This window comes from Rhodococcus sp. NPDC019647, from assembly GCF_044389235.1.
Classification (GTDB): Bacteria; Actinomycetota; Actinomycetes; order Mycobacteriales; family Mycobacteriaceae; genus Rhodococcus_F; species Rhodococcus_F oxybenzonivorans.
The window spans coordinates 567178-588523 of sequence record NZ_JBIRXS010000001.1; the positions used below are offsets into that span (position 1 = coordinate 567178).

At 66.4% G+C, this 21346-nt stretch carries 18 protein-coding genes; 11 read left to right on the forward strand and 7 right to left on the reverse strand.

Annotated features, from left to right (window positions below; genetic code table 11):
- The first annotated feature begins 29 nt into the window (after positions 1–29).
- Positions 30–1079, forward strand: coding sequence for a zinc-binding dehydrogenase (locus ACH49N_RS02815; RefSeq protein ID WP_358270218.1), 1050 nt, complete (start codon positions 30–32; stop codon positions 1077–1079).
- 219 nt (positions 1080–1298) lie between these two features.
- On the forward strand, positions 1299–2660 hold the full coding sequence (locus ACH49N_RS02820; protein ID WP_358270216.1) for an MFS transporter: 1362 nt from the start codon (positions 1299–1301) through the stop codon (positions 2658–2660).
- Between the two features lie 703 nt (positions 2661–3363).
- On the opposite strand, the gene ACH49N_RS02825 is transcribed toward ACH49N_RS02820, so the two are convergent.
- Together ACH49N_RS02825 and ACH49N_RS02830 are read right to left on the reverse strand one after the other, a co-directional pair.
- Positions 3364–3711 (reverse strand): WhiB family transcriptional regulator, encoded by a 348-nt coding sequence (locus ACH49N_RS02825; RefSeq protein ID WP_397504373.1) that lies wholly within the window; start codon positions 3709–3711, stop codon positions 3364–3366.
- A 122-nt stretch (positions 3712–3833) separates the two neighbouring features.
- Entirely contained in the window at positions 3834–5168 is a 1335-nt protein-coding gene (locus tag ACH49N_RS02830) for an MFS transporter (protein ID WP_358270214.1), read from the reverse strand.
- Between the two features lie 6 nt (positions 5169–5174).
- Here ACH49N_RS02830 and ACH49N_RS02835 point away from each other — a divergent pair, with 6 nt between their 5' ends.
- The 8 genes from ACH49N_RS02835 (at position 5175) to ACH49N_RS02870 (ending at position 14027) form a co-directional block, all read left to right on the forward strand.
- Positions 5175–5843: a MaoC family dehydratase gene (locus ACH49N_RS02835; protein ID WP_397504375.1), complete on the forward strand. Its 669-nt coding sequence runs from the start codon at positions 5175–5177 to the stop codon at positions 5841–5843.
- Positions 5844–5894: 51 nt separating this feature from the next.
- Positions 5895–7844 (forward strand): AMP-binding protein, encoded by a 1950-nt coding sequence (locus tag ACH49N_RS02840; protein WP_358270210.1) that lies wholly within the window; start codon positions 5895–5897, stop codon positions 7842–7844.
- Between the two features lie 10 nt (positions 7845–7854).
- The gene (locus ACH49N_RS02845) at positions 7855–9021 is read left to right on the forward strand and encodes an acyl-CoA dehydrogenase family protein (protein WP_109330435.1); all 1167 of its coding nucleotides are present in this window, start codon (positions 7855–7857) and stop codon (positions 9019–9021) included.
- 25 nt (positions 9022–9046) lie between these two features.
- Positions 9047–10168, forward strand: a complete 1122-nt coding sequence (locus ACH49N_RS02850; RefSeq protein ID WP_358270208.1) for a CaiB/BaiF CoA-transferase family protein — start codon at positions 9047–9049, stop codon at positions 10166–10168.
- A gap of 52 nt (positions 10169–10220) precedes the next feature.
- Positions 10221–11012 carry an enoyl-CoA hydratase/isomerase family protein gene (locus tag ACH49N_RS02855; protein WP_061043301.1) on the forward strand — a complete coding sequence of 264 codons (792 nt, stop codon included), beginning with the start codon at positions 10221–10223 and terminating at the stop codon, positions 11010–11012.
- On the forward strand, positions 11009–12163 hold the full coding sequence (locus ACH49N_RS02860) for a CaiB/BaiF CoA-transferase family protein (RefSeq protein WP_358270206.1): 1155 nt from the start codon (positions 11009–11011) through the stop codon (positions 12161–12163). The genes ACH49N_RS02855 and ACH49N_RS02860 overlap by 4 nt, the downstream gene beginning before the upstream one ends.
- Before the next feature lie 16 nt (positions 12164–12179).
- The gene (locus ACH49N_RS02865; protein ID WP_358270204.1) at positions 12180–13526 is read left to right on the forward strand and encodes a phenylacetate--CoA ligase family protein; all 1347 of its coding nucleotides are present in this window, start codon (positions 12180–12182) and stop codon (positions 13524–13526) included.
- Between the two features lie 129 nt (positions 13527–13655).
- Positions 13656–14027 carry a nuclear transport factor 2 family protein gene (locus tag ACH49N_RS02870; RefSeq protein WP_249353712.1) on the forward strand — a complete coding sequence of 124 codons (372 nt, stop codon included), beginning with the start codon at positions 13656–13658 and terminating at the stop codon, positions 14025–14027.
- Positions 14028–14124: 97 nt separating this feature from the next.
- On the opposite strand, the gene ACH49N_RS02875 is transcribed toward ACH49N_RS02870, so the two are convergent.
- Positions 14125–15021 carry an alpha/beta hydrolase gene (locus ACH49N_RS02875; protein ID WP_358270202.1) on the reverse strand — a complete coding sequence of 299 codons (897 nt, stop codon included), beginning with the start codon at positions 15019–15021 and terminating at the stop codon, positions 14125–14127.
- 152 nt (positions 15022–15173) lie between these two features.
- On the opposite strand from ACH49N_RS02875, the gene ACH49N_RS02880 reads away from it, so the two are divergent.
- A complete protein-coding gene (locus tag ACH49N_RS02880) occupies positions 15174–16037 on the forward strand; it encodes a helix-turn-helix transcriptional regulator (RefSeq protein WP_358270200.1) in 864 nt (287 codons plus the stop codon).
- 11 nt (positions 16038–16048) lie between these two features.
- Here ACH49N_RS02880 and ACH49N_RS02885 read toward each other — a convergent pair whose 3' ends face one another.
- From ACH49N_RS02885 to ACH49N_RS02900, 4 genes are all read right to left on the reverse strand, one after another.
- Positions 16049–17647 carry a helix-turn-helix domain-containing protein gene (locus ACH49N_RS02885; protein WP_358270198.1) on the reverse strand — a complete coding sequence of 533 codons (1599 nt, stop codon included), beginning with the start codon at positions 17645–17647 and terminating at the stop codon, positions 16049–16051.
- A gap of 152 nt (positions 17648–17799) precedes the next feature.
- Positions 17800–18714, reverse strand: a complete 915-nt coding sequence (locus ACH49N_RS02890) for a mycofactocin-coupled SDR family oxidoreductase (protein WP_358270196.1) — start codon at positions 18712–18714, stop codon at positions 17800–17802.
- Positions 18715–18764: 50 nt separating this feature from the next.
- The gene (locus ACH49N_RS02895) at positions 18765–19868 is read right to left on the reverse strand and encodes a beta-propeller fold lactonase family protein (protein WP_358270194.1); all 1104 of its coding nucleotides are present in this window, start codon (positions 19866–19868) and stop codon (positions 18765–18767) included.
- A gap of 556 nt (positions 19869–20424) precedes the next feature.
- Positions 20425–21300: an alpha/beta hydrolase gene (locus tag ACH49N_RS02900; protein ID WP_358270192.1), complete on the reverse strand. Its 876-nt coding sequence runs from the start codon at positions 21298–21300 to the stop codon at positions 20425–20427.
- Positions 21301–21346: the final 46 nt, after the last annotated feature.

The following is a 21346-nucleotide window of genomic DNA, read 5'->3' on the forward strand; positions in this document are numbered from 1 at the left end:
AATGATTGCAGAAACCAAAGGAGTACCAGATGCGTGGAGTGATCTTCAAGGGCGAACGGGTTCTCGAGATCCAGGACTTCCCGGATCCCCACCCCGGCCCCGACGAGGTGGTGCTCGAGATGAAGGCATCCGGAATGTGCGGCAGCGACCTGCATTTCTACCGGGCGCCCGCTGGGCAGGCGCTTGCCGCGTTCGGCATGGTTGGTGACGACGCCGGATTCATCGGGGGACACGAACCGTGCGGGGTGGTCGTCGAGGTCGGTGCCGCCATCGATCCGAGCGTGATCCGTATCGGTGACCGGATGATGGTGCACCACTACGACGGGTGCGGGTTCTGTGACAATTGCCGCACCGGCTGGCCTCAACTGTGCGATCGCGGCAACGTGATCTACGGCGCGACCGCCCACGGCGGGCACGCGGACTACATCAAGGTGCCCGCTCGCACCCTGGTCCGGCTGCCCGATGAGCTGAGTTTCACGGCTGGTGCCGCGATTTCGTGCGGCACCGGTACCGCCTTCGGGGCGCTGGTGAGGTTGAACGTGAACGCGGAGGATTCGCTGGCGGTATTCGGGCAGGGGCCGGTCGGCCAGGCGGCTGTGCAACTCGCCACCGCCATGGGCGCCGAGGTGATCGCGGTGGACATTGCAGCCGCGCGGGTGGCCCGGGCACGGGAGTTTGGTGCGGTGCACACCATCAACTCGGCCGAGACCGACCCGGTCGTGGCGATCAAGGAACTCACACGCGGCAAGGGTGTGGTCAAGGCGTTGGACTGCTCGGGTGCGCCCGCCGCGCGCGCGGCGGCCGTGAAGTCCACCGCGAAATGGGGCAGCGTCGCGTTCGTCGGCGAAGGTAGCACGGTTACCCTGGACGTCAGCCCTGACATGATTCGGAAGCAGCTGACCATCATGGGCTCGTACACCTTCTCCACGGTGGGCCAGGCAGACTGTGCGAAATTCATTGCGCGACATGAAGTCGAGGTCGACAAAGTATTCACCGACCACTGGCAGCTGGACGACGCGGTGGACGCGTACCGAAACTTCGACCTGCAAACCGGCGGCAAGGCGGTAATCGAATTCTGATCGTCGGTGTCGACTGTGCCGCACCCCAACTATATTGATGCATGCCGAAGGCGGTAGATGTCGTGCCGTCGTCGCTGTTGGCCCCACGACATTGGGTAGGCCTGCGGCCGATCACGTTCTGGGGCCGCTCGCTTCGGTCGAGCATGTACGGCGCGTCGGTTGTCGCATATGGCCGTGAACTGACGCGGCTCATCCGGCTCAATCCATTCGAAGGAAGCCATGAACAAATCTCGGTCACAGCAGAGCAGCCTCATGGTGCTCGCGATCTGCTTCATTACGATCCTCGCCGACGGGTTCGACCTAATTATCTTCGGCGCCACCCTGCCGTCGCTGATGCAACAGTGGGGCCTGAGTAAGGCGGCGCTGGCCAATGTTCACAGCATGACGCTCGCGGGCCTAATGGTGGGCTTCCTTGTCGCTGGTCCATTGGCTGACCGGTACGGCCGCCGCATCGTGCTGATCGCTGGCGGCTCATGGTTCTCGGTGTTGTGCACGCTGTGCGCCCTCGCCCCGAACTTCACCACCTTCGGAGTCGCCCGCGTACTCGCAGGGCTCGGGTTGGGCGCAGTAGTTCCGTCGGCGGTAGCGCTGGCGAACGAGTTCGCGCCGCCGGGTCGGCGGCAGCTGTTCAACGGCATTACGCTGACCGGCTACGCGGTAGGCGGGATTCTCACCACGGTGGTCGCGCTGGCGATTATCCCCGGCGCCGAGGCGATCAAGGCCTCGAACCCTCCGGACGAGAGCTGGCGGGTCATGTACGGACTCGCGGCGACGTTCCTGCTGGTGATCCCGTTCATGTGTCGGCGGCTACCCGAGTCGCCTAGCTTCCTGATCGCGCGCGGTCGCGACATCGAGGCGGCCGCAATCGCGCACCGGTTCGGAATGGATTTCGATCGGATCGTGGCCGAGCAACGCGCCCATGAGGAGACGGACGCAGGCGGTGGCTATCGGCTCCTGCTCTCGCGCAAATACCTGGTGGCGACGGTGATCTTCACGCTGATCATGTTTTGCACCCAGGTGCTGAGCTATGGCCCCAACACCTGGCTGCCCAGCATGACCAAGGAGATGGGTTTCGGCGGTATGCAGGGCATCCTGGCGCTGATGATGCTGCAGATCGGCGCGGCGGTGGGCACGATCATCGGCGCGATCCTGATCGACCGCGGCGGCGCGACGCAGACCATCGTGCCGTATTTCCTACTGGGTGCGGCGGCGCTGGGCGCGCTGGCCTACGGTACCGAGTTGGGTGTGGTCGGCATCTTCATTGCTGCGTTCTTCGCCGGGGTGGGCACCATCGGTACCAGCACACTGATGTATGGAGTGATTGCCGCGCATTACCCCGCATCTAGCCGCAGCTCCGCGATCGGATTCACACTGGGCATCGGTCGTCTCGGGGCGATCCTGGGCCCTCAGCTCGGGGCGATATTCGCGACCCCGCGAGGCGGCCTAATAGCGTTCATGGTGCCCTCGATCGCTGGTGCCGCATTGGTGGGAGTGCTCGCGCTGGTGCAGCGGGACCGGACGATCGACACCCCGCCGACTGAGGCGACGGACGCCGCGCCGCGCACCTCTGCATCGGCCTGAGTTGCCCGCGGAACGAGCTGAGTACAAGATTACTCCACTGCCGAAGCCCTGGAGGCCGGCCGCGCGAGACGTCCACTGCCGCTGCGGTCCACGCTGCCATGTGCGGATCGACGGAGATCATCTCCCGACTTATGGAATCCTCGAGCACTCGCGTCATCACAAACTCCTCGACTCGACCCCATCGGCTCCACTGCCGAAAGAGGACGGCGCTCGATGAACCGACGCGGGGATTCCGGCCGAATACCGTATTGCCGGTGGCCATCGACACTCCGGTGGCCGCTACCTCCAGCAGCGGTACCGGCGAAGGCAGGACGGCGATGATCGCCCACCCACGACAGCATTTTTGGAGCTAGTTGTGGCGGAGGTAGGTACGACAAATGTTCATTGGCCGGTGGTGGGTTCAGCCCGGAGCGCCCCGCTGACGCTTCGAGGTCTACACCCGCGGCACCCGTCCTCCTGCGAACGCGGCTACGCCAAGGGCAGTCCTTCCCCCGACTCGGTCGCCTACATGACCGACGACGAACTGATCGTTACGCTCCCCACAACATCGACGGAACAGTAAACGACGCAGCCCGGAGGCCGTCATCGAAGCCGTGTACGACCTCGAGCACGCCGACGACATCGCGACGATCCTGAACCGATTGCGGCCCAACCCCGCAGACTGAACCGATCGAACTACTCCGTGTCGGCACTCCTTACAGACTTATCCAGGCTTCCGCTGCCAGCGACTCCACTTTCTGGCAGCCCCGAGTTCGCGCGGAGTCAATCCGCCCCACACTCCGTGTTGTTCGCCAAAATGGATGGCGTACTGGCGGCATTCATCGATCACTGGGCACCGTCGACAAACATCCTTCGCCCTGCGCAGGTGCTGCGGTTGGGGCTTCGCAGTGTCGTCGTCGAGGTAGAAGACGGTGATGTCCATGCCGCGGCAACGTGCGCGAAGTCGCCATTCTTCAGGGCTGACATCCGGGGCAGCGCTCGACGCAGTCATCTGGACACGCTCCGATCGTTGGACGTGAGATGTCTTTGCCAGTGCAAGCACAGAAAACATAATATATCGACTGGCGAAATGGGTCAACCGGCCCGAGCGATCACGGTCTGGAAATTAGTCGTTTGTGCCCAGCACTGTTGGCGGTCGCCAGAAGTGCTGGGCACATTGCGTAAGCGTGCGGCTCAGCGGGAGAGGCGGAGGCGCTCGCGATCACGCGCGGGGTCGGCGAGAATCAGCGCGAGGATCGCCACGACGGCACCCACGATGCCCAAGCACTGGAATGCCGCCTGGTATCCGTCGATCTTCGTAGCCGAGGCGTCGACCACGATCCCCATCGACCACGGCCCGATGATCCCTCCGATTGCCTGGATCGCGAAGAAGGCGCCGATGACACCGGCGGTTTGGCGCGGCGGGCACGTCGCGATCACGGCAGCATTGAGTAGCGGGAATATCGCGACAACCAGCCCGTACGCGACCGACACGGCGCACACCGCGAGGAGTGGAGACCCCAGGGCCGGCAGGCTCACCAGCAGCACGCCGGCGACGATGACGCCGACGCACGGCACGACCACGCGGACCAGGCGGATCGACAGGCCACGGCTGATCCCGCGATCGCTCAGCCAGGATCCGCCGACGAGCGTCGCGAGCCCGACGAAGCTCGGCGCGGCGAACAACGTGCCCGACTCGAGGCGGGAGTATCCCAATCCCTGCTCGAAGTACGAAGGCAACCAGGTGAGCACAACGGTCATGAGCGCGTAGGCGCTCATTGCGACAAGGACGGCGGACACGAAGGTCTTAGAGGTGAGCAGGCGCTTCCAGGCGACCGGAGGCTCGCTGTCGGTGGTCGTCTCCATGGATGTGTGCTTGCCACCCACGGTGTACGGGCCGGGACGCCAGGTCAGCAGCCACGGGATGCACCACAGCGTCGTCGCGAACGCCAGCACGATGATGGCTGCCCGCCACCCGTACTCGGCCACCACGAGCGCGAGGATCGGGACGACGGCCATCTTGGCGAGCATGCTTCCGCTGATGATGAGTGCGCTCGGTAGTCCCCGCTTCGCGGGCGCATGCCATGAGTAGGCGGCGGTGTGCAGCAACGCGGACGTCGGGCCCTCCGTGAGGCCGAGAAGCATCCGGCTCGCGAGTAACACGGCGAACGTCGACCACACGACGAGCGGCAGCATGACGACGCCCCACAGCACGGCGATGATCGCGATGGACCACCGGAGGGCGAGGACCTTGTTGATCGGCCCCGCGAAGAAGCCGCCGAAGCTGAACGCGAGGAAGAACATGCTGCCGGTGAAGCCGATCTGTGACGCGCTGAGCCCGAGGTCCTCGCTGAGCGGTTGGGCGATGAGGCCGAACACCGCCTTGTCGGACGCGTTCATCAGGTAGAGCACCACGAGCATTCCCGTGATGCCCCACGCCGTCAGCTTGCGCGGTTCGGTTGCCGGTTCGGACCGAGGGACTTTCGTGGGCACGGGGTCAGCCACGAGGTGTTCTTCAGTGTTGTTCACGTAAGGGTGTCCTTCAATCTTGTTGTCGAGATCACGCCATCAACCTTCTGTGTTGTACATCATATACTATTCATCCAGTTAACAGGTTGCGAATACATCAGGCACAAAACATCGGTAGTTGCGTGCATAATATATTTCTTCTATTGTGAGGATACGCACTGCAGCGACCGGCGGTCCTACTCGTCGGTCGCTCGAGAGAGAGGACGTCACATGCCGGGTCTGTACTTCGAGGAATTCGCACCGGGAATGGTCATCGATCACGAGGTGCGCCGCACCGTGACCGAAACCGACAACGTCATGTTCAGCACGATGACCTTGAACATGGCGCCATTACACCTGGATGCGGAGTACAGCAAGAACTCCATCCACGGGCAGCGTCTGGTGAACAGCCTGTTCCTCCTCGGTCTCGTTGCCGGTATCTCGATGCACGACACCACGTACGGGACCACCCTCGGCAACCTCGGCTTCGACTCGATCAAGTTCCCGAAGCCGGTGTTCCACGGTGACACCATCCACGTGCGCACCGAGATCGTGTCGGCCCGGGAATCGAAGAGCCGCAATGACTCCGGCATCGTCACCTTCCGCCACTACGGCATCAACCAGCGCGACGAGATCGTGTGCGACGCCACCCGCGTCGGCCTGATGCTCAAGAAGTCGGCCGACGAACAAGCCTGATCACACACCCCGACCGGACGACCGACAGTCCCAGACGAGGAGAAGACGGAAATGGGCATCAGTAGCCAGCCCGAAGAGATGGCCTGGGTTCCCGCCCCCGCGGTGCGTGAGCGCGCGAGGCTGCTCGCGGCGATGAAGAGCTGGGGCTTCGGCGACGATGCCGCCGCCGTCGCCGAGCTGGGCCGTCGCGCCGTCGCCGATCCCGAGTGGTTCTGGCGCGAGGCGCTCGCCGACCTCGACGTCGAGTTCTCGGTGCCGTTCGACCGGGTTCTCGACGAGTCCGAGGGCAAGGAATTCCCGAGATGGTTCCCGGGTGGCCGGATCAACGTGGCCGAACTGGCGGCCCTCCGGCACGCCCGCGGTGACCTCGCCGGCAAGACCGCGGTTGTCTACGAGGGCGACGGGGGAGCGCGGCGCACGCTGACCTTCGCAGAACTCGCGGCGGAGGTGAGCCGGTTCGCGGCGCACCTCGCGGGCCTGGGAGTGCGCCGCGGTGATCGGGTGGTGTTGTTCATGCCGGTCGTGCCCGAGGCCGCCGTGGCCTTCCTCGCGATCGCGATGATCGGCGCGGTCGCGGTGCCCACGTTCAGTGGATATGCGCCAGACGCCCTGGCCACGCGACTACAGGATTCGGACGCCGTCCTTCTGGTGACCGCCGACGGCACGACGCGCCGCGACAAGGTCGTGGAGATGAAGGCGACCGCAGACGCCGCACTCGCGCAGGCACCGACGGTGCGCTCCGTCGTGGTGGTCCGGCACCTGGGAACCGACGTGCCGATGCAGGAAGGTCGCGACGTCTATTTCGACGAACTGGCTGCCGATCCGGAGCCGGTGCCGACCGCCGAGACCGAGTCGAACGACCCGCTGGCCATCGTCTACACGTCCGGCACCACGGGCAGGCCGAAGGGAATTGTGCACTCGCACGGCGGTTTCGCGGCCAAGACTGCGGTCGACTTCGCCTATGGCTTCGACGTACACGCCGACGACGTTGTCTCCTGGATCACCGACCTCGGTTGGCTCGTGGGCCCGATGCTCATGACCGGTCCGCTGCAGCTCGGCGCGACCATCGTGATGATCGAGGGCCTGCCGACCCATCCCACACCGAATCGGATGTGGGAGATCGTGAACCGTAACGGCGTCACCGTGCAGGGCATCGCACCGACGGCGGCACGCGCACTCAAGGCGGCGGGTGACGGCAGCGCTCCGGCGATGCCGACCCTGAAGACGTTCGTCTCCACCGGGGAGGCTTGGGACGAGCCGACCTGGTGGTGGCTGTTCGACGAGGTGGGCGGGCGAGAGCGCGCGATCGTCAATTACAGCGGCGGCACCGAGGTCGGCGGCGGTATCCTCGTCGGCTACCCGTTCCTTCCCGCCGCACCCGCGGCGTTCACCGGGCCACTGCCCGGCGTCGATGCGGCCGTGCTCGACGACGACGGCAAGCCCGTCGTCGGCCAGATCGGCGAACTCGCGGTGCTCAACACGTTCCCCGGGATGACGCATGCCTTCTGGCAGGACCGGAACCGCTACCTGGACACCTATTGGAGTCGCTGGGACGGCGTCTGGGTGCACGGGGACCTCGCGAGCGTCGATGATGCCGGCATGTGGCGGATCCACGGCCGCTCGGACGACACGATCAAGCTCTCCGGGCGCCGCGTGGGGCCCGCCGAGATCGAGGCGGCCCTGCTGCGGGACAACCGGATCACGGAGGTTGCGGTGATCGGCGTGCCGGACGAGATGCGCGGTCAGCGTGCGGTGGCGTTCGCGGTGCTGCGCGCCGACGGCGTCGACAACGAAGATCTGCAGGCGACGGCGCTGGCGAATGCGGGCAAATCGTTTGCGCCCGAAGTGTATGCGGTGCCGACGCTGCCGAAGACGAAGAACGGAAAGATCATGCGCCGCGCCATCCGGTCGCGGTTCATCGGTGCCCCGATCGGCGACATGTCGTCGCTCGACCCGGCGACGCCGCTCGAGGACATTCCCGTGTACGCGGGCGAAGACTAGGAGTATTGAGATGGCAGATTTCGACACCGAAAGCAATATCGACATCGTCCGCAAGGCGACTCGCGAGCTGGCACGGAAGTTCGACAACAACTACTGGCTCGACAAGGACAACAAGCACGAATACCCGTGGGACTTCATCAAGGCGTTCGCGGACGGGGGCTGGCTCGGCGCGATGATCCCGGAGGAGTACGGCGGGATCGGTCTTGGCCTCCAGGAGGCCGCGGTGATGATGGGCGAGATCGCGTCCTCCGGTGGCGGCATGAGCGGTGGCTCGGCGATCCACTTCTACGTCTTCCCGCCGGCGCCGATCGTCCGGTACGGCTCGGAGGAGATGAAGAAGAAGTATCTCCCCAAGCTGGCCTCGGGTGAGATGCTCACCGCGTTCGGCATCACCGAGCCGACCGCAGGCGTGGACACCTCGCGCATCAAGACCAAGGCGACCAAGGTCGACGGCGGCTGGGTCATCAACGGCCAGAAGGTGTTCATCACCAACGCCCAGAACGCACACCGCATCCTGCTGCTGGCCCGCACGTCGCCGCGGCGCGACGACAAGCCGCTGCACGGGATGACGATCTTCTTCGCCGAACTCGACCGCAAGCACGTCACGATCCGCGAGATCGACAAGCTCGGCCGCGCGGCCATCGACACCAACGAACTGTTCATCGACAACCTGTTTGTGGCCGACGAGGACGTGGTCGGCGAGGTCGACAAGGGCTTCTACTACATCATCGACGGACTCAACCCTGAACGCATCGTCGTCGCGATGGAGGGCATCGGCCTCGGTCGCGCGGCCCTCGAGATCGGCACCGAGTACGCGAAGAACCGGGTGGTGTTCGATCGCCCGATCGGCCAGAACCAGGCCGTCGCCCATCCGCTCGCGGATTCGTGGATCCGTCTCGAGGCGGCCGAGCGGATGGCGATGCACGCCGCGAAACTCTTCGACGACAAGCAGGAGTGCGGGCACGAGGCCGCGGCGGCGAAGTACCTCGGTGCCGAGGCCGGCTTCGAAGCGTGCGACCGGGTGTTCTCGACGCTGGGCGGCTACGCGTACGCAAAGGAGTACCACATCGAGCGGCTGTGGAGGGAGGTGCGACTCCTGCGCAACGCGCCGTTCTCGCAGGAGATGGTGCGCAACTACGTCTCGCAGCAGGTGCTCGGCCTGCCGCGGTCGTACTGAGCCCCACCGACGAAGGAGTGTGACGATGACCGGTCCGCTGGCTGGAGTCCGGGCACTGGTGCTCGCGGGAATGGGCCCGGTGCCGTACGTCTCGATGCTGCTCGCCGACATGGGAGCCGACGTGGTGCGGGTGGTGCGGCCACCGAACCGGTCGGCTCGCGCCCTCAGCCAGACGGACGGTCTGACCGAGGACGTCGACGTGGTCAACCGGGGCGTCGACGCGGTGGCCGTCGACCTGAAGGACCCGGCCGGACGCGAGAGTGTGCTGCACCTAGCCGAGGCCGCAGACATTTTCATCGAGGGATACCGCCCCGGCGTGACCGAACGGCTCGGGCTCGGACCGGACGAGGTGATGACACGCAACGAGCGCCTCGTCTACGTGCGGCTGACCGGATACGGACAGACGGGGCCGCGGTCACGGGACGCCGGCCACGACATCAACTACGTGGCGCAGTCCGGCGTATTGCACGCCATGGCGAGGTCCGACAGTGCGCCGCGCCCGCCGATCAACCTGCTCGGTGATTACGCGGCCGGCGGCGCCATGGGGGCGTACGGCATCGCGTGTGCCCTGGTCTCCGCCGCGCGCACGGGGCGGGGGCAGGTGATCGACGCGGCGATGGTCGACGGTGTCGCGGCCCTGACCGCCAAGTTGCAGGGCCTGCGCGCCGCGGGCCTCTACTCGGATGATCCGGGGACGAACTTCCTCGACTCGGGAGCACCGTTCTACGACACCTACCGATGCGCCGACGGCGGATACATCGCCGTCGGTGCACTCGAACCCGACTTCTATCGGGAGTTCGTCTCGCGCCTCGGCCCCGACACCGCCGACTGGCCCGACCAGAACGATCGCGCGTCGTGGCCGCACCTGCGCAAGCTCATCGGCGACGCGATCGAGCGCCGCACCCGTGACGAATGGGAGAAGGTGTTCGCCGGTACCGATGCCTGTGTCACCCCGGTGCTCACGTTCGACGAAGCCGCGGTGGATCCCCACAACACCCAGCGCGGCGTGTACCGGACTGTCGGCGGTGTCCTGCATCCGATGCCCGCGCCGCGTTTCAGCGGTACACCCGCTCGCGAACCCGAAATCCCGCGGGTGGGCACGGTCGCGACCGCGGATGTCGCGTCGCGGTGGGGTGTCGGCGCCTGATCTAATCGCCGGCGCACCGATCGACCCGAGAATTTCCAGGAAGGAAGCAACAGTGACCAGCTACGAGGACTTCACGTCCGTGAAGGTAGACCGCCCGGAAGAAGGCATTCTCCGCATAATGCTGGACGGGCCGAACCTCAACGCGGTGGGCCCGGACGCGCACCGCGAGCTGGCCGACATCTGGCCGGTGATTGGGCTCGACCAGTCGGTGCGCGCCGTGATCATTCGCGGAGCCGGCGAGCGGGCCTTCTCGGCGGGGGGCAGCTTCGATCTCGTCGAGGCCATGATCGGCGACTACTCGTCGCGGACGCGCGTGATGCGTGAGGCACGCGACCTGGTGCGCAACATCATCGAGGTCCCGCAGCCGATCATCTCCGCAATCAACGGACCGGCCGCCGGTGCCGGCCTCGTGGCCGCGCTGTTAGCCGACATCTCCGTCGCGGGACGCCGCACCAAGATCGTCGACGGCCACGTCCGGCTGGGTGTCGCCGCCGGGGACCACGCGGCCATCTGCTGGCCGCTGCTGACGAGCATGGCGAAGGCCAAGTACCACCTGCTCACCAACGAGGTGCTCACCGGTGAGGAGGCGGAGCGGATCGGCATGGTGTCGCTATGCGTCGACGACGACCAGGTGCAGGACCGGGCGATGGAGATCGCGCGGAAGCTGGCCGCCGGCTCCCGGGCCGGTATCCAGGGCACCAAGATGGCCCTCAACGGCTGGTACCGGCAGGCCATGCCGATCTTCGACGCGTCGCTGGGACTGGAGTTCTACGGCTTCGGCGGTCCCGACGTGGTCGAGGGCGTGTCCTCGCACCGCGAGAAGCGGGAGCCGAAGTTCTCGTGACCGGAACCGAACAGGAAACGCAGGGGCCGCTCGCCGGCATCACCGTGGTCGGACTGGAGCAGGCCATCTCGGCGCCGCTCTGCACGCGCCACCTCGCGGACCTTGGGGCCCGTGTCATCAAGGTGGAGGCCCCGGGCTTCGGCGACTCCACGCGCGCCTACGACTCCGTGGTCGGCGGGATGTCCGCGCACTTCACCTGGCTGAACCACGGTAAGGAGTCGGCGGCGCTGGACCTCAAGTCCGCAGCCGACATGGGGATCTTCCGGAACATTCTCGCCACCGCCGACGTCGTGGTCAGCAACCTCGCGCCCGGCGCGCTCGACCGGCTGGGGATCGGCACCCGGGAACTCTCGCGGAACTTTCCGCGCCTGATCGTCGTGGACGTCTCCGGCTACGGAAAGGGCGGTCCCCTCGACCACAAGCGGGCGTACGACCTGCTCATCCAGGCGGAGGGCGGGTCCTGCAGCATCACCGGTGCACCGGGACATCCGGCCAAGCCGGGCATCCCGGTGGCCGACGTCGGCACGGCGCTGTACGCGTACTCCGCGGTGCTGGCCGCCCTCTATGACCGGGAGCGGACCGGGCGCGGAGCGGTCATCCCGATCGCCATGCTGGACACCGTCGCCGAGATGATGGGGTTCGCCCTCAACCAGGTCATCCATGCCGGCACCGAGCCGGTTCCGGTGGGTATGGGCTCACCGATGATCGCGCCCTACGGCGCGTACCCCACTTCTGACGGGCAGACCGCGGTACTGGGGACCACCAACGACCGCGAGTGGCGGCGCCTCGCCGAGATGATCGGCCGACCGGAACTCGCCGACGAACCCCGATACGCGCACAACGACAATCGCGTCGAGGCGCGTGACGAATTGGACGCGGTCGTGGGGGCGTGGTGCGCCGAGCACACGCTGGCGGAGATCCAGAAGACCGCGGACGCCGCGGGGATCGGCAACGCCCGCCTCAACAGCGTGCGCGACCTGGCCGAGCACCCGCAGCTGGTCGAACGGGGACGGTGGCGCGAGGTGGGTACCCCGACCGGTCCGGTGCCGGCGCTGCTGCCGCCCGCGGTGGCCGACGGCTGGCCGGTGCGCAGCGGCGCCGTGCCGGCTCTCGGTGCGCACACCGACGCCATCCGGGCCGAATTCGCATAGAAAGAGCGATCACACCATGGCTGTTCCCCATTCGGCACGGCACTGGAGCGCGGTCGAGTCGCTCGCACCCGGCGACGCTGCGGATCTGCAGAACCGTCTGCTGCGCGAGCAACTCGAGTATCTGGCCGCCCACAGCGACTTCTACAAGGCGAAGTTCGCCGAGCATTCTGTCGACGTCACGCGTGTGCGGACGGTGGAGGACCTCGCGGGCCTGCCGTTCACAGAAAAGCAGGAACTGCGGGACAGCCTGGCGGCCACGCCGCCGCTGGGCAGCCACGTCGCGGCCGAGGCCGCCGACATTGTGCAGATCCAGGCATCCTCGGGTACTACCGGTAGCCCGTCCTACGTCGGTTTGACGCGGCGTGACGTCGACGTCTGGTGCGAGCTCGGAGCGCGGGCGCTGTACGCCAACGGTTTTCGCCCCGGCGACCGGTTGCTGCACGGGTTCGGTATGAGCAAGGGCTTCGTCGGCGGGATCCCCGTCGTGCAGATGGCGCAGTACATGGGCATCGTCGACATTCCGATCGGCGCGGAGGCGGGCGCGGAGCGACTCTTGCGTGTGCAGGCAGACCAGCGGCCCGACGCGCTGATAGGCACGCCGAACTTCCTGGCATATCTGGCCGAGGAGGCGCCGGCGATTCTCGGCATGCAGGCCGGGGATTTGGGTGTGCGCGCGATCAGCGTGGGCGGCGAGCCCGGCGGCGGCCTGCCGGCCGTTCGCGGCAAGCTCGAGTCGTTGTGGGGCGCCACGTCGCGGGAGATGTTGGGTGGCACTGACATAGCCTGCATCTACTGGGGCGAGTGCCACGCGGGCGACGGAATGCACTTCCTCTCCCCGGATCTGATAGTGGCCGAGCTGATCGACCCGGAGACGGACGAGATCGTCGCGCCCGTGGCCGGCGCGCAGGGGGAGTTGGTGTACACGGCGCTCCGCAGGCAGGCGTCGCCGCTGTTGCGGTTCCGCACCCGCGATCACGTGGTGGTCACCGGCACCGACTGCGCGTGTGGCCGCACCGGGTACAAGGTGCGGTGCGTCGGCCGGACCGACGACATGCTGATTGTGCGCGGCATCAACCTCTTTCCTTCCGCGGTCAAGCAATTGGTGTCGGAGCTGGCGCCGGCCACCACTGGCGAGATGCGTATCCGCGTCGACTTCGAGGGGCATTCGACCCAGAAGCCGCTCATGCTGGTCGTGGAGTATTCCGACGGACTCGGTGCCGAGCAGCAGGACAACCTGCGCTCGTCGATCGAGCAGCGGGTCCGGTCGGCGCTGGGCGTCAAGGCGGTGGTCGAACTCGTGCCCGACCGCACCCTCGCGCGACCGGACCACGTCAAGGTGAATCTCATCGAACGGGTTTCCTGACGAAGGTGACTCTGCTTCAGAGTCTTTCGCGCAGTGTCCAGATATCTGGACACTCGATCGGCTCAAGCGCGGGCAGCATGGGTGATGCAGATCACCTGCAGTGAATCCGACGGAAAGGCCCGATCACAGATGAGCAGCACCCCAGACCAGGCGACCATCGAACTTTCGGAGAACTGGGTCAAAGCCCTGGCGAACATCGACCTGTTCCTCGAAATCTGCGTCGAGGACTGCCCCGTATGGCACAGCGCCGACGACAAGTGGGTCTCGGTGTCCGAGGCTGTCGCCGCGGTCTACGAACGCGCCGGAGACGGTCCGATTCCGGACTTCCGCCCCGAGGGCATCACATTCACCGAGAAGGGTTTCTTCAACGAGGCGTCCGTCGAACTGGAGATGGGCGGCCAGCCGGTCAAGTTGCACCTCGTCCAGATCGTCGAAGCGCGTGACGGTAAGGCAGTTCGCGTGCGGGAGTACATCGGCCCGGAGATGGGCATTCAGCCCTGATATCGCCGTCCCCCAGGGCTGCGCCGTCAGTGATATGTGACCGTGCCCCGGTCGGGGCCGGGGCACGGTCACACTCGACCGGTGACAGTCGCGACTGCTATCCGGCCAGGTTCTTGGTGAAGAACTCGGTGAGCTTGTCCGCTGCCTGAGAGACGTACTGGTCGACGTCGTACAGGTCGACGTGGGTGGCGCCTTCGATCTCGAACAGCTCGGCGGTCTCGCCGCCGGCCGCAACCGCGCCCTCACTGAATCCCTTGGTCTCGGCCTCGGTTCCCGCGATCATCAGCAGCGGCCTGGGCGCAATCTTCGCGACCCCGGCGTAGGCGTCGAACTGGTCGAGCTGGTCGACGCTGCGCAGCGCGAACTTCCCGATCGACCGCGGGTGCTGTGCGCGCGGAGTCTTGTAGTAGTCGAAGAACTCCGCGACGGCCTTCGGCGTCGACGCGTCCACCGAGTCCGGCAGCACCGGAACCATGGGGATCTCCTCGCCCTTCGCCTCCGCAGTCCGCGCCGCGCCTGCCTGATCGACCAGCTTCGCGAAGGCCTCCGGATCCGGCACCCGGAAGAAGCAGGTGGCGTCCGCGCCGCTGACGGTGGCGACGGCCTTCATGCGGTGGTCGGTCTGCGCGGCGAACGGCACGTATCCGCCCGAGGCGCAAATGCCGAGGACGCCGATCCGCTCCGGATCCACGTCGTCGCGGGCGCTCAGGTAGGTCACCGCGTTACGGAAGTCCTCCGCGCGCTGGAACGGATCCTCCAGTCCGCGCGGCTCGCCCTCGCTCTCACCCTGGTACGCGGCGTCGAATGCCAGGGTGATGAATCCCTGATCGGCGAGGCGCTGTGCGTACAGTGCCGCAGTCTGCTCCTTGACACCGGTCATGGGATGTCCGACGACGATCGCGGGGAGCCGCCCGTCTGCCTCGGCCGGGGTGTAGAGGTGGCCCGCGAGCTGAAGGCCGCTGCTGGTGAACCGAACATCGGTTTTAGTGGTCATTGTGCCTCCGTGGTAGTTCGAGAATTCCGATCCACATTCCGGATCGCTCGATACCTAGTCTCGGAGTTCCAGAGGAACCGGGGAAGGGAGACATTTATCCTGGGAACGATCTTTCCCAGGATAAATCCGCGCCCCTGACCTAGCCTCGTTGTATGCCCAGTCCGGTACACCAGGCCCCACACCTTCGTGAGCTCGGCGCGTTCCTCAAAACCCGCCGCAGCGAGCTGTCGCCGTCCGACGTCGGCCTGCAGGACCTCGACCAGCGCCGCCGGGTGAGCGGGCTGCGGCGCGAGGAAGTGGCGCAGCTCGCCGCGATCAGCACCGACTACTACACCCGGATCGAGCAGGGGCGGCTCGTCCCGTCCGAGCAGGTGCTCGCCGCGCTGGTGCGAGCGCTGCAACTCGACTCGGACCAATCCGAATACCTCGACAGTCTGGCCGATCACGCCACCCACCGGTCGACGCCCCGCCCGGCGGCACAGTCGCGCACCGGCGGCAGCCGGGTACGCCCGCAGGTGCGACGGCTACTGGACCAGCTCACCGACACCCCCGCCATCGTCCTGGGGCCACGGACCGACATTCTGGCGTGGAACCCGTTGGCCACCAAGGTGTATGCCGATTTCGATGCGATGGCTCCGCACGAACTGAACTATGTGCGGCTCATCTTCACCGACGCTCGGATGCGGGAGCTGTTTGCCGATTGGACGGCGGTCGCGCGGTCGTGTGTGGCGATCCTGCGCCGCGAGGCTGCCATCAATCCCGCCGATCCGGCCCTGTCCGCGCTCGTCGGTGAACTCACGATCGCCGATCGTCAGTTCGGACAATGGTGGGCGGCGAGAAACGTGGCGCGCCAGGACTTCGGCGTCAAGGTGCTCAATCACCCGGTCGTCGGTGAACTGACCCTTGACTGGGAAATCTTCCGCTACTCGGGCGCGCCCGAGCAGCAGTTGGTGCTCAACTCCGCCGAGGACGGTTCGCCGACCCAGGAGCGACTGGCACAGCTGGGCCGGATGTAGGACAGGAGCGGTCAGGCGATCTTGAGAACCCGGAGCCGGTTGTAGAGAGTCGACCGGCTCACCCCGAGTGACTGAGCGGCCTTGAGCTTGTTGCCGCCTGCCGCTTCGATCGCCGCGACGATCACTTCCCGTTCGGCATGTCGAATGGGTGACAGGGGTGTGCCGACTTCCCGGTACGGTGCGGGAAGGTCGGTCGGAATGATGTCTCCGGCCGAGCGGGTCCGGGCCAGGGCGTGAATCACCCGCCGGAGTTCCGCGAGGTTGCCCGGCCATGGATGTGCTGCCAGGACCTGCAGTGTCGCCGAGGTGAGGCGCAGGTCGGACGTCACGGCTTCCTTCGCCAGCATCCGCCGCGCCAGCCCGGGGATCTCGTGGCGGCGCCGACGGAGCGGAGCGAGTTCACGTCGGGCGGCGCAGAGCCCAACCAGGGAGGGGTGGATCCCCGCGTCGTTATTCGCACTCGTCGAGGTCAGGACGACGTGTCGCCGCGTGCCCCGGATGAGGCGGGCAACCAGTGTGGCCATCGAGTCGGTGAGGAAGTGGACGTTCTCGATGATCACGACGGCACCATCCTGCTCGAGCTGCCGGTCGAGTCCGACGGCCCAGGCCTGCTCACCCCTGTGCACCACGTCAGCGGCGTCGACGATCGCCCCGCCCGGTCCGGCCACCCGCACTGCTTCGGTCGTCCGGCCGGTGCCGGTTTCTCCGACGACGAGAAGCGGCCATTCCTCGACCGGTGTTCGTGGTTGCGGCTTCGGGCTCGTTCTCGTCGTGGCGAAATCGACCAGGACGCCGTTCCCGCCATCGACCGGAGTGCAGGTGAACTCCACTTCTCGGCCGGACTCGAGCGTCAGTCGATTGGTGACGGCAGTTGTGCGACCGGTGCCGGCGCTGGCTCGGACGGCCGCATGGTCAGCGGGATCGAGGAGGTCGAGGGCCGCCGGGGTCGCGAGCACCATCCCCTCGCCGAGCACCATCACCGGCCTTTCCTTCCGCCGTGCCGCGGAATGAAAGGCCGCCAGCAGATTTCGTTGCGCGATAGGGGTGCTCAGCGCCAGCCGGTCTTGGATCTCCCCGACCAACCGCTGGGCGATCGGCGCGAAGTACCGATGATCCTCGCCTGCGCCGCCTCCGACGTCGAGAACGCCTTCGAGTCGTCGCGTGATCGGATGAATGATCGGCTGCCCGAAGCAGCTGAACTCGTGGAACGCGGACATGAAGTGTTCGGGGCCGTGGACGAGTAATGGTTGCCGGGCTTCCAGGACGGTGCCCACCGCGTTGGTTCCCACCTCGTCCTCGGCCAGCCGGATTCCAGGCTCGATGCCCATCCAGTCGACCGCGTCGCGGACGGCTGGACTGGCGTGCCGGATATCTAGGATCCGGGCATCGTGGTCTGCGAGGACGAAGACCAACGGCGCACCTTGGAACTCGCGGCAGACGCGATCCAGAACTGGAGCCGCGGCGCGTCGGAGACACCCGTCCGGGGCGATGTCGATCCTGTCGAGCTTCGGCGTCGTATCGCAGTCGAGACCCGACAACTGCGAACGCATCCACGACGACGTGATTTCCGGCCGAGCGTCCACCGTGGAATGCGCTGAACTACTGAGCACTCCGACACCACCTTCTGGCCAGGTGCGATCGGAAAGGACTCGCACCACATGTGAGTGAAAATAATATAATATATGTAACGCTGTGGGCAAGGGTCGCGCACGGACACCGGCCCCGACCGCGTGCAGCGGTCGGGACCGGTGTCGTCAGGCCGTCACAGATCGTCGGGCGACTGGGCCGGTGAACGGTAGCGATCGGCTTCCGGGCCCTCGGTTTGCGGTGCGAAGTTCACGCCGGGCAGCAGGAGATGACCGGCGTCGACAGGTAGGGCGACTCCGGTGATGTGCTCGGCGTAGTCGGACAGCAGCCAGCATGCGGCATTGCTGGTGGCGTTCGGCGGGAGCGCGGGCCGGCCGGCCAGCGGCGCATAACCGTACGTGGCGGCTATCGCCACATCGCGGTTGGCCGTCTCGCCGGGTGCGACGAACAGTTGGTGGCCCATCGGATTGTCCCAAATCTTCGCGTCCACCGCGCCGGGGCAGACCGCGTTGCACCGCACGTTGTACTCCGCGATCTCCAGCGCAGTGTTCTTCATCAGGCCGAGAACGCCGTGCTTGGCCGTGATGTAGTGGGTGTATCCGGCCGTTGCCTCCAGCCCACCTACCGACGCAATACATACGATGGCACCGCCACGCTGCTCGACGAGATGTGGGGCGGTGGCCTTGATCGTCCGGAAGGTACCGCCGAGCACCACATCGGTGACCGTCGTCCACATCTGTTCGGTGATCTCCCAGGACTTGGGCCCCAGATCCCACAGACCGGCATTGGCGATGACCGCGTCGAGCCGGCCGAATGCGTCGAGCCCGAGAGCGACCGCCGCGTCGAGCGATGCCTGATCACGAACGTCGGCGACGGCAGTGACAGCCCGTCGGCCTTCCTTCTCGACGAGAGCCTGTGTCTTGTCGAGGTCTTCCTTACTCGCCAGCGCGTATCGAATCCCGTCGACGGGTGAGCAGATGTCGGTGACGATGACATCGGCTCCTTCCTTTGCTGCGGTCACCGCGTGCGCTCGACCCTGCCCTCGTGCGGCGCCCGTGATGAAGACGACCTTGCCGTCCAGTAGTCCCATGTCGATGTCCTTTCCAGAATTCATTCAGTAGTGCGGGATGGGTGGGTGGTTCACGCAGGACCGAGAGAAGCGAACACTCCGGTGGCGCCGTCGGAGAACGTCACACCCGTATCCACCGGTGGTTCGGCGGTGGCCTCGAGTCCTCCATTCGGCTTCACCCGGTAGGTGAACACCTTTGCGGTGCCGGTCGTCGTCAGCGTGTCGATGACATAGAGCCGCTGAGCATCCGGACTCAGCACGACGCGGCCGGGGAGGTGTCCCGGTGCGCTGGGTGCCTCGGCGCCGGGCACCGGAACCAGGGCGCCGTCGTCTCGAATCTCGAATCCGTTCACGCTCTGACCGCCGGTCTGGGGAAGGTAGAGATACCTGCCGTCCGGTGTGATGGCCATACCGTGAGGAATCGCCTTCGTCGGGAAGCGTCCGATCGGGTTCAGTGCACCGTCGGGCGCGATGCGGTAGCCGGAGACGTCATCGGTTCCCTCGTTGGTGATGTACAGGAACTTGCCGTTGGGCGTGACCGACGGCAGCGCCGGACGATTACCGGTCGGCACCTGCGACCCGGTCGGCGTCAACCTGCCGTCGAATCCGATCGCGTAGGAGTCCATCGTCGCTCCGATGAAGCTCGGCGCGAACAGGAATCGGCCGTCCGGCGACACCACCGGAATGGACAGGCCGCTCGTCGCACCGGGGATCGTCACCGAATCGACGTGTGTCAGAGCGCCGGACGGTGCGATGGCATACGTCTGCACGTCGTTGGTCACCGAGCCGACGGTGGCGAAGAGCCACTTCCCGTCCGGGCTGACGACCGCACCCACGATCGGCCGGCCGGGGGCGAGGTGGGCGCCCTCGAGGCGCTCGAGTGTGCCGTCGTCGCCGACGCGGAATCCCTGAAGCGTTCCCGAAACGGTATGCGCGACATAGGCGAATCGGCCATTCGGCGTGACCGTGATCGACAGCGTGCCGGTATCGGTGGGCACGGGTTGCCCCACGGGAATCAGCCGACCGCCGGATTCGCGCAACACCCCGATGTTCGACGAGCCTGTGCCTCCGACCAGAAGGTAGCTCGGGCCCGCCGCATCATCAGCCAGAGCTGCGCCTGCATAGGGAGAGATGACGGTACCGACGGATACGCCTGCGGCAACGCCGATCGCCATGATGGTCCTACGTACTCGCGCTCGCAGCACCCTCCGGGTCGACCACTTTCGTTCGGGCGCCGATGGATTCCGAGTCGTCAATGCAACCTCCGTGGTTCCTCGATTCGGCGGGTTCGCCACGCTGAATGTAGGCCGGGAAGCCGGGGTGAAAGTGTCCAATAATCTGCACAGTCCGCTGCATACATGCCACCCGGCGCGTGATCGCCGGTGTCGATGCCGACGGCAAGTCGATGATCGTCGTGGACGAGACCACTGGCACTCGGGTTGCACTGCCTGCCTTCTCCGTGAACGACGTGTGGAGGGTCGATGCGCTCCCGGCCGTCTTCACCGACGACGACACCCTCGAATCCGAGGTCGAACTCGCGCCGCCGGCCAGTGGGCTCGTCGTCCGCCTGGCGACATTTCCACCACGACAACGAAAGCAACCGCACAGCCAAGCCAGTGACGATGGTCGCCGTGATGGTCGCGGGTACGGAGTGACATCCGGCCCATCGTCGACTGCGGCGATGGGCCGGGCCTGCGGCCTCATCGCGGCGATGGGCCGGGGTCTGCGGCCTCAGCGCGGCGGGAGCGCCCGTTCGAGGAAACTGTCGAGGTGCTGGGCGAACGCCTCGTTGTCGTCGCCGGTGATCATGTGCCCCGCGTCCACCTCGACGGCCTCGGAGTTCGGCACCAGGGCGAGCATCTCGTCGACCGCCGCCCGCGAGACGATCTCCGATCGCGTCCCGTGAACTATCAGGGTGGGAACCGTAATTCGAGTGGCCAGGTCGGCAAGTTGCCGTTCGTCGGAATTGCCGCGATTGTCCGCGTAGCCGACGAACGCCGGATCCCAGTGCCAGTACCAGCGACCGTCTTCCCTGAGACGCAGATTCTTTCGTAACCCGTCGTTGCGGCGACTGCGGGAGGGCGTACCGCGAAAGGCGTCGATGGCCGCGGACGCATCGTCGAGCGAGGCGAACCCGTTGGGCGCCGCGCCCAGGAAGGCGCGGACTCTCCGCTGGCCGGTGCGGTCGATCCGATGCGTGATGTCGACCAGCACCAACCCGGCGAGGGAACGTGCGCGTTCGCCCGCGACGACGATACCCGTTCTGCCACCCAGCGAGGCGCCCACGACGACGACACGGCCGCCGAGTTCGGCGAGTACCGCCTCGAGGTCGGCCGCGAAAAGCTCGGCCGAGTACTCGGCGGCCCACTCGCTGTCGCCGTGCCCGCGCGCATCGAGAGTGAGTGCGCACCAGCCGTGCTCGGCCAACCGCGCCGCCGTGCGATCCCATGAGTGCCTGGTCTGGCCGCCGCCGTGGAGGAGAAGAACTATGCCCCCTGTCGAATCGGTCAGCCGATCGTCGGTCTCCCACCGATCACCGACAAGGCGGACCCCACCGGATCCAGTGAACTCGACGGGGATCGGCCGGGCTGTGGTCTGGGCGCGCATCAGCTCTCTTTCTCGTCGTCGGCCGCCGGCCCGGTGGGGCCGGCGG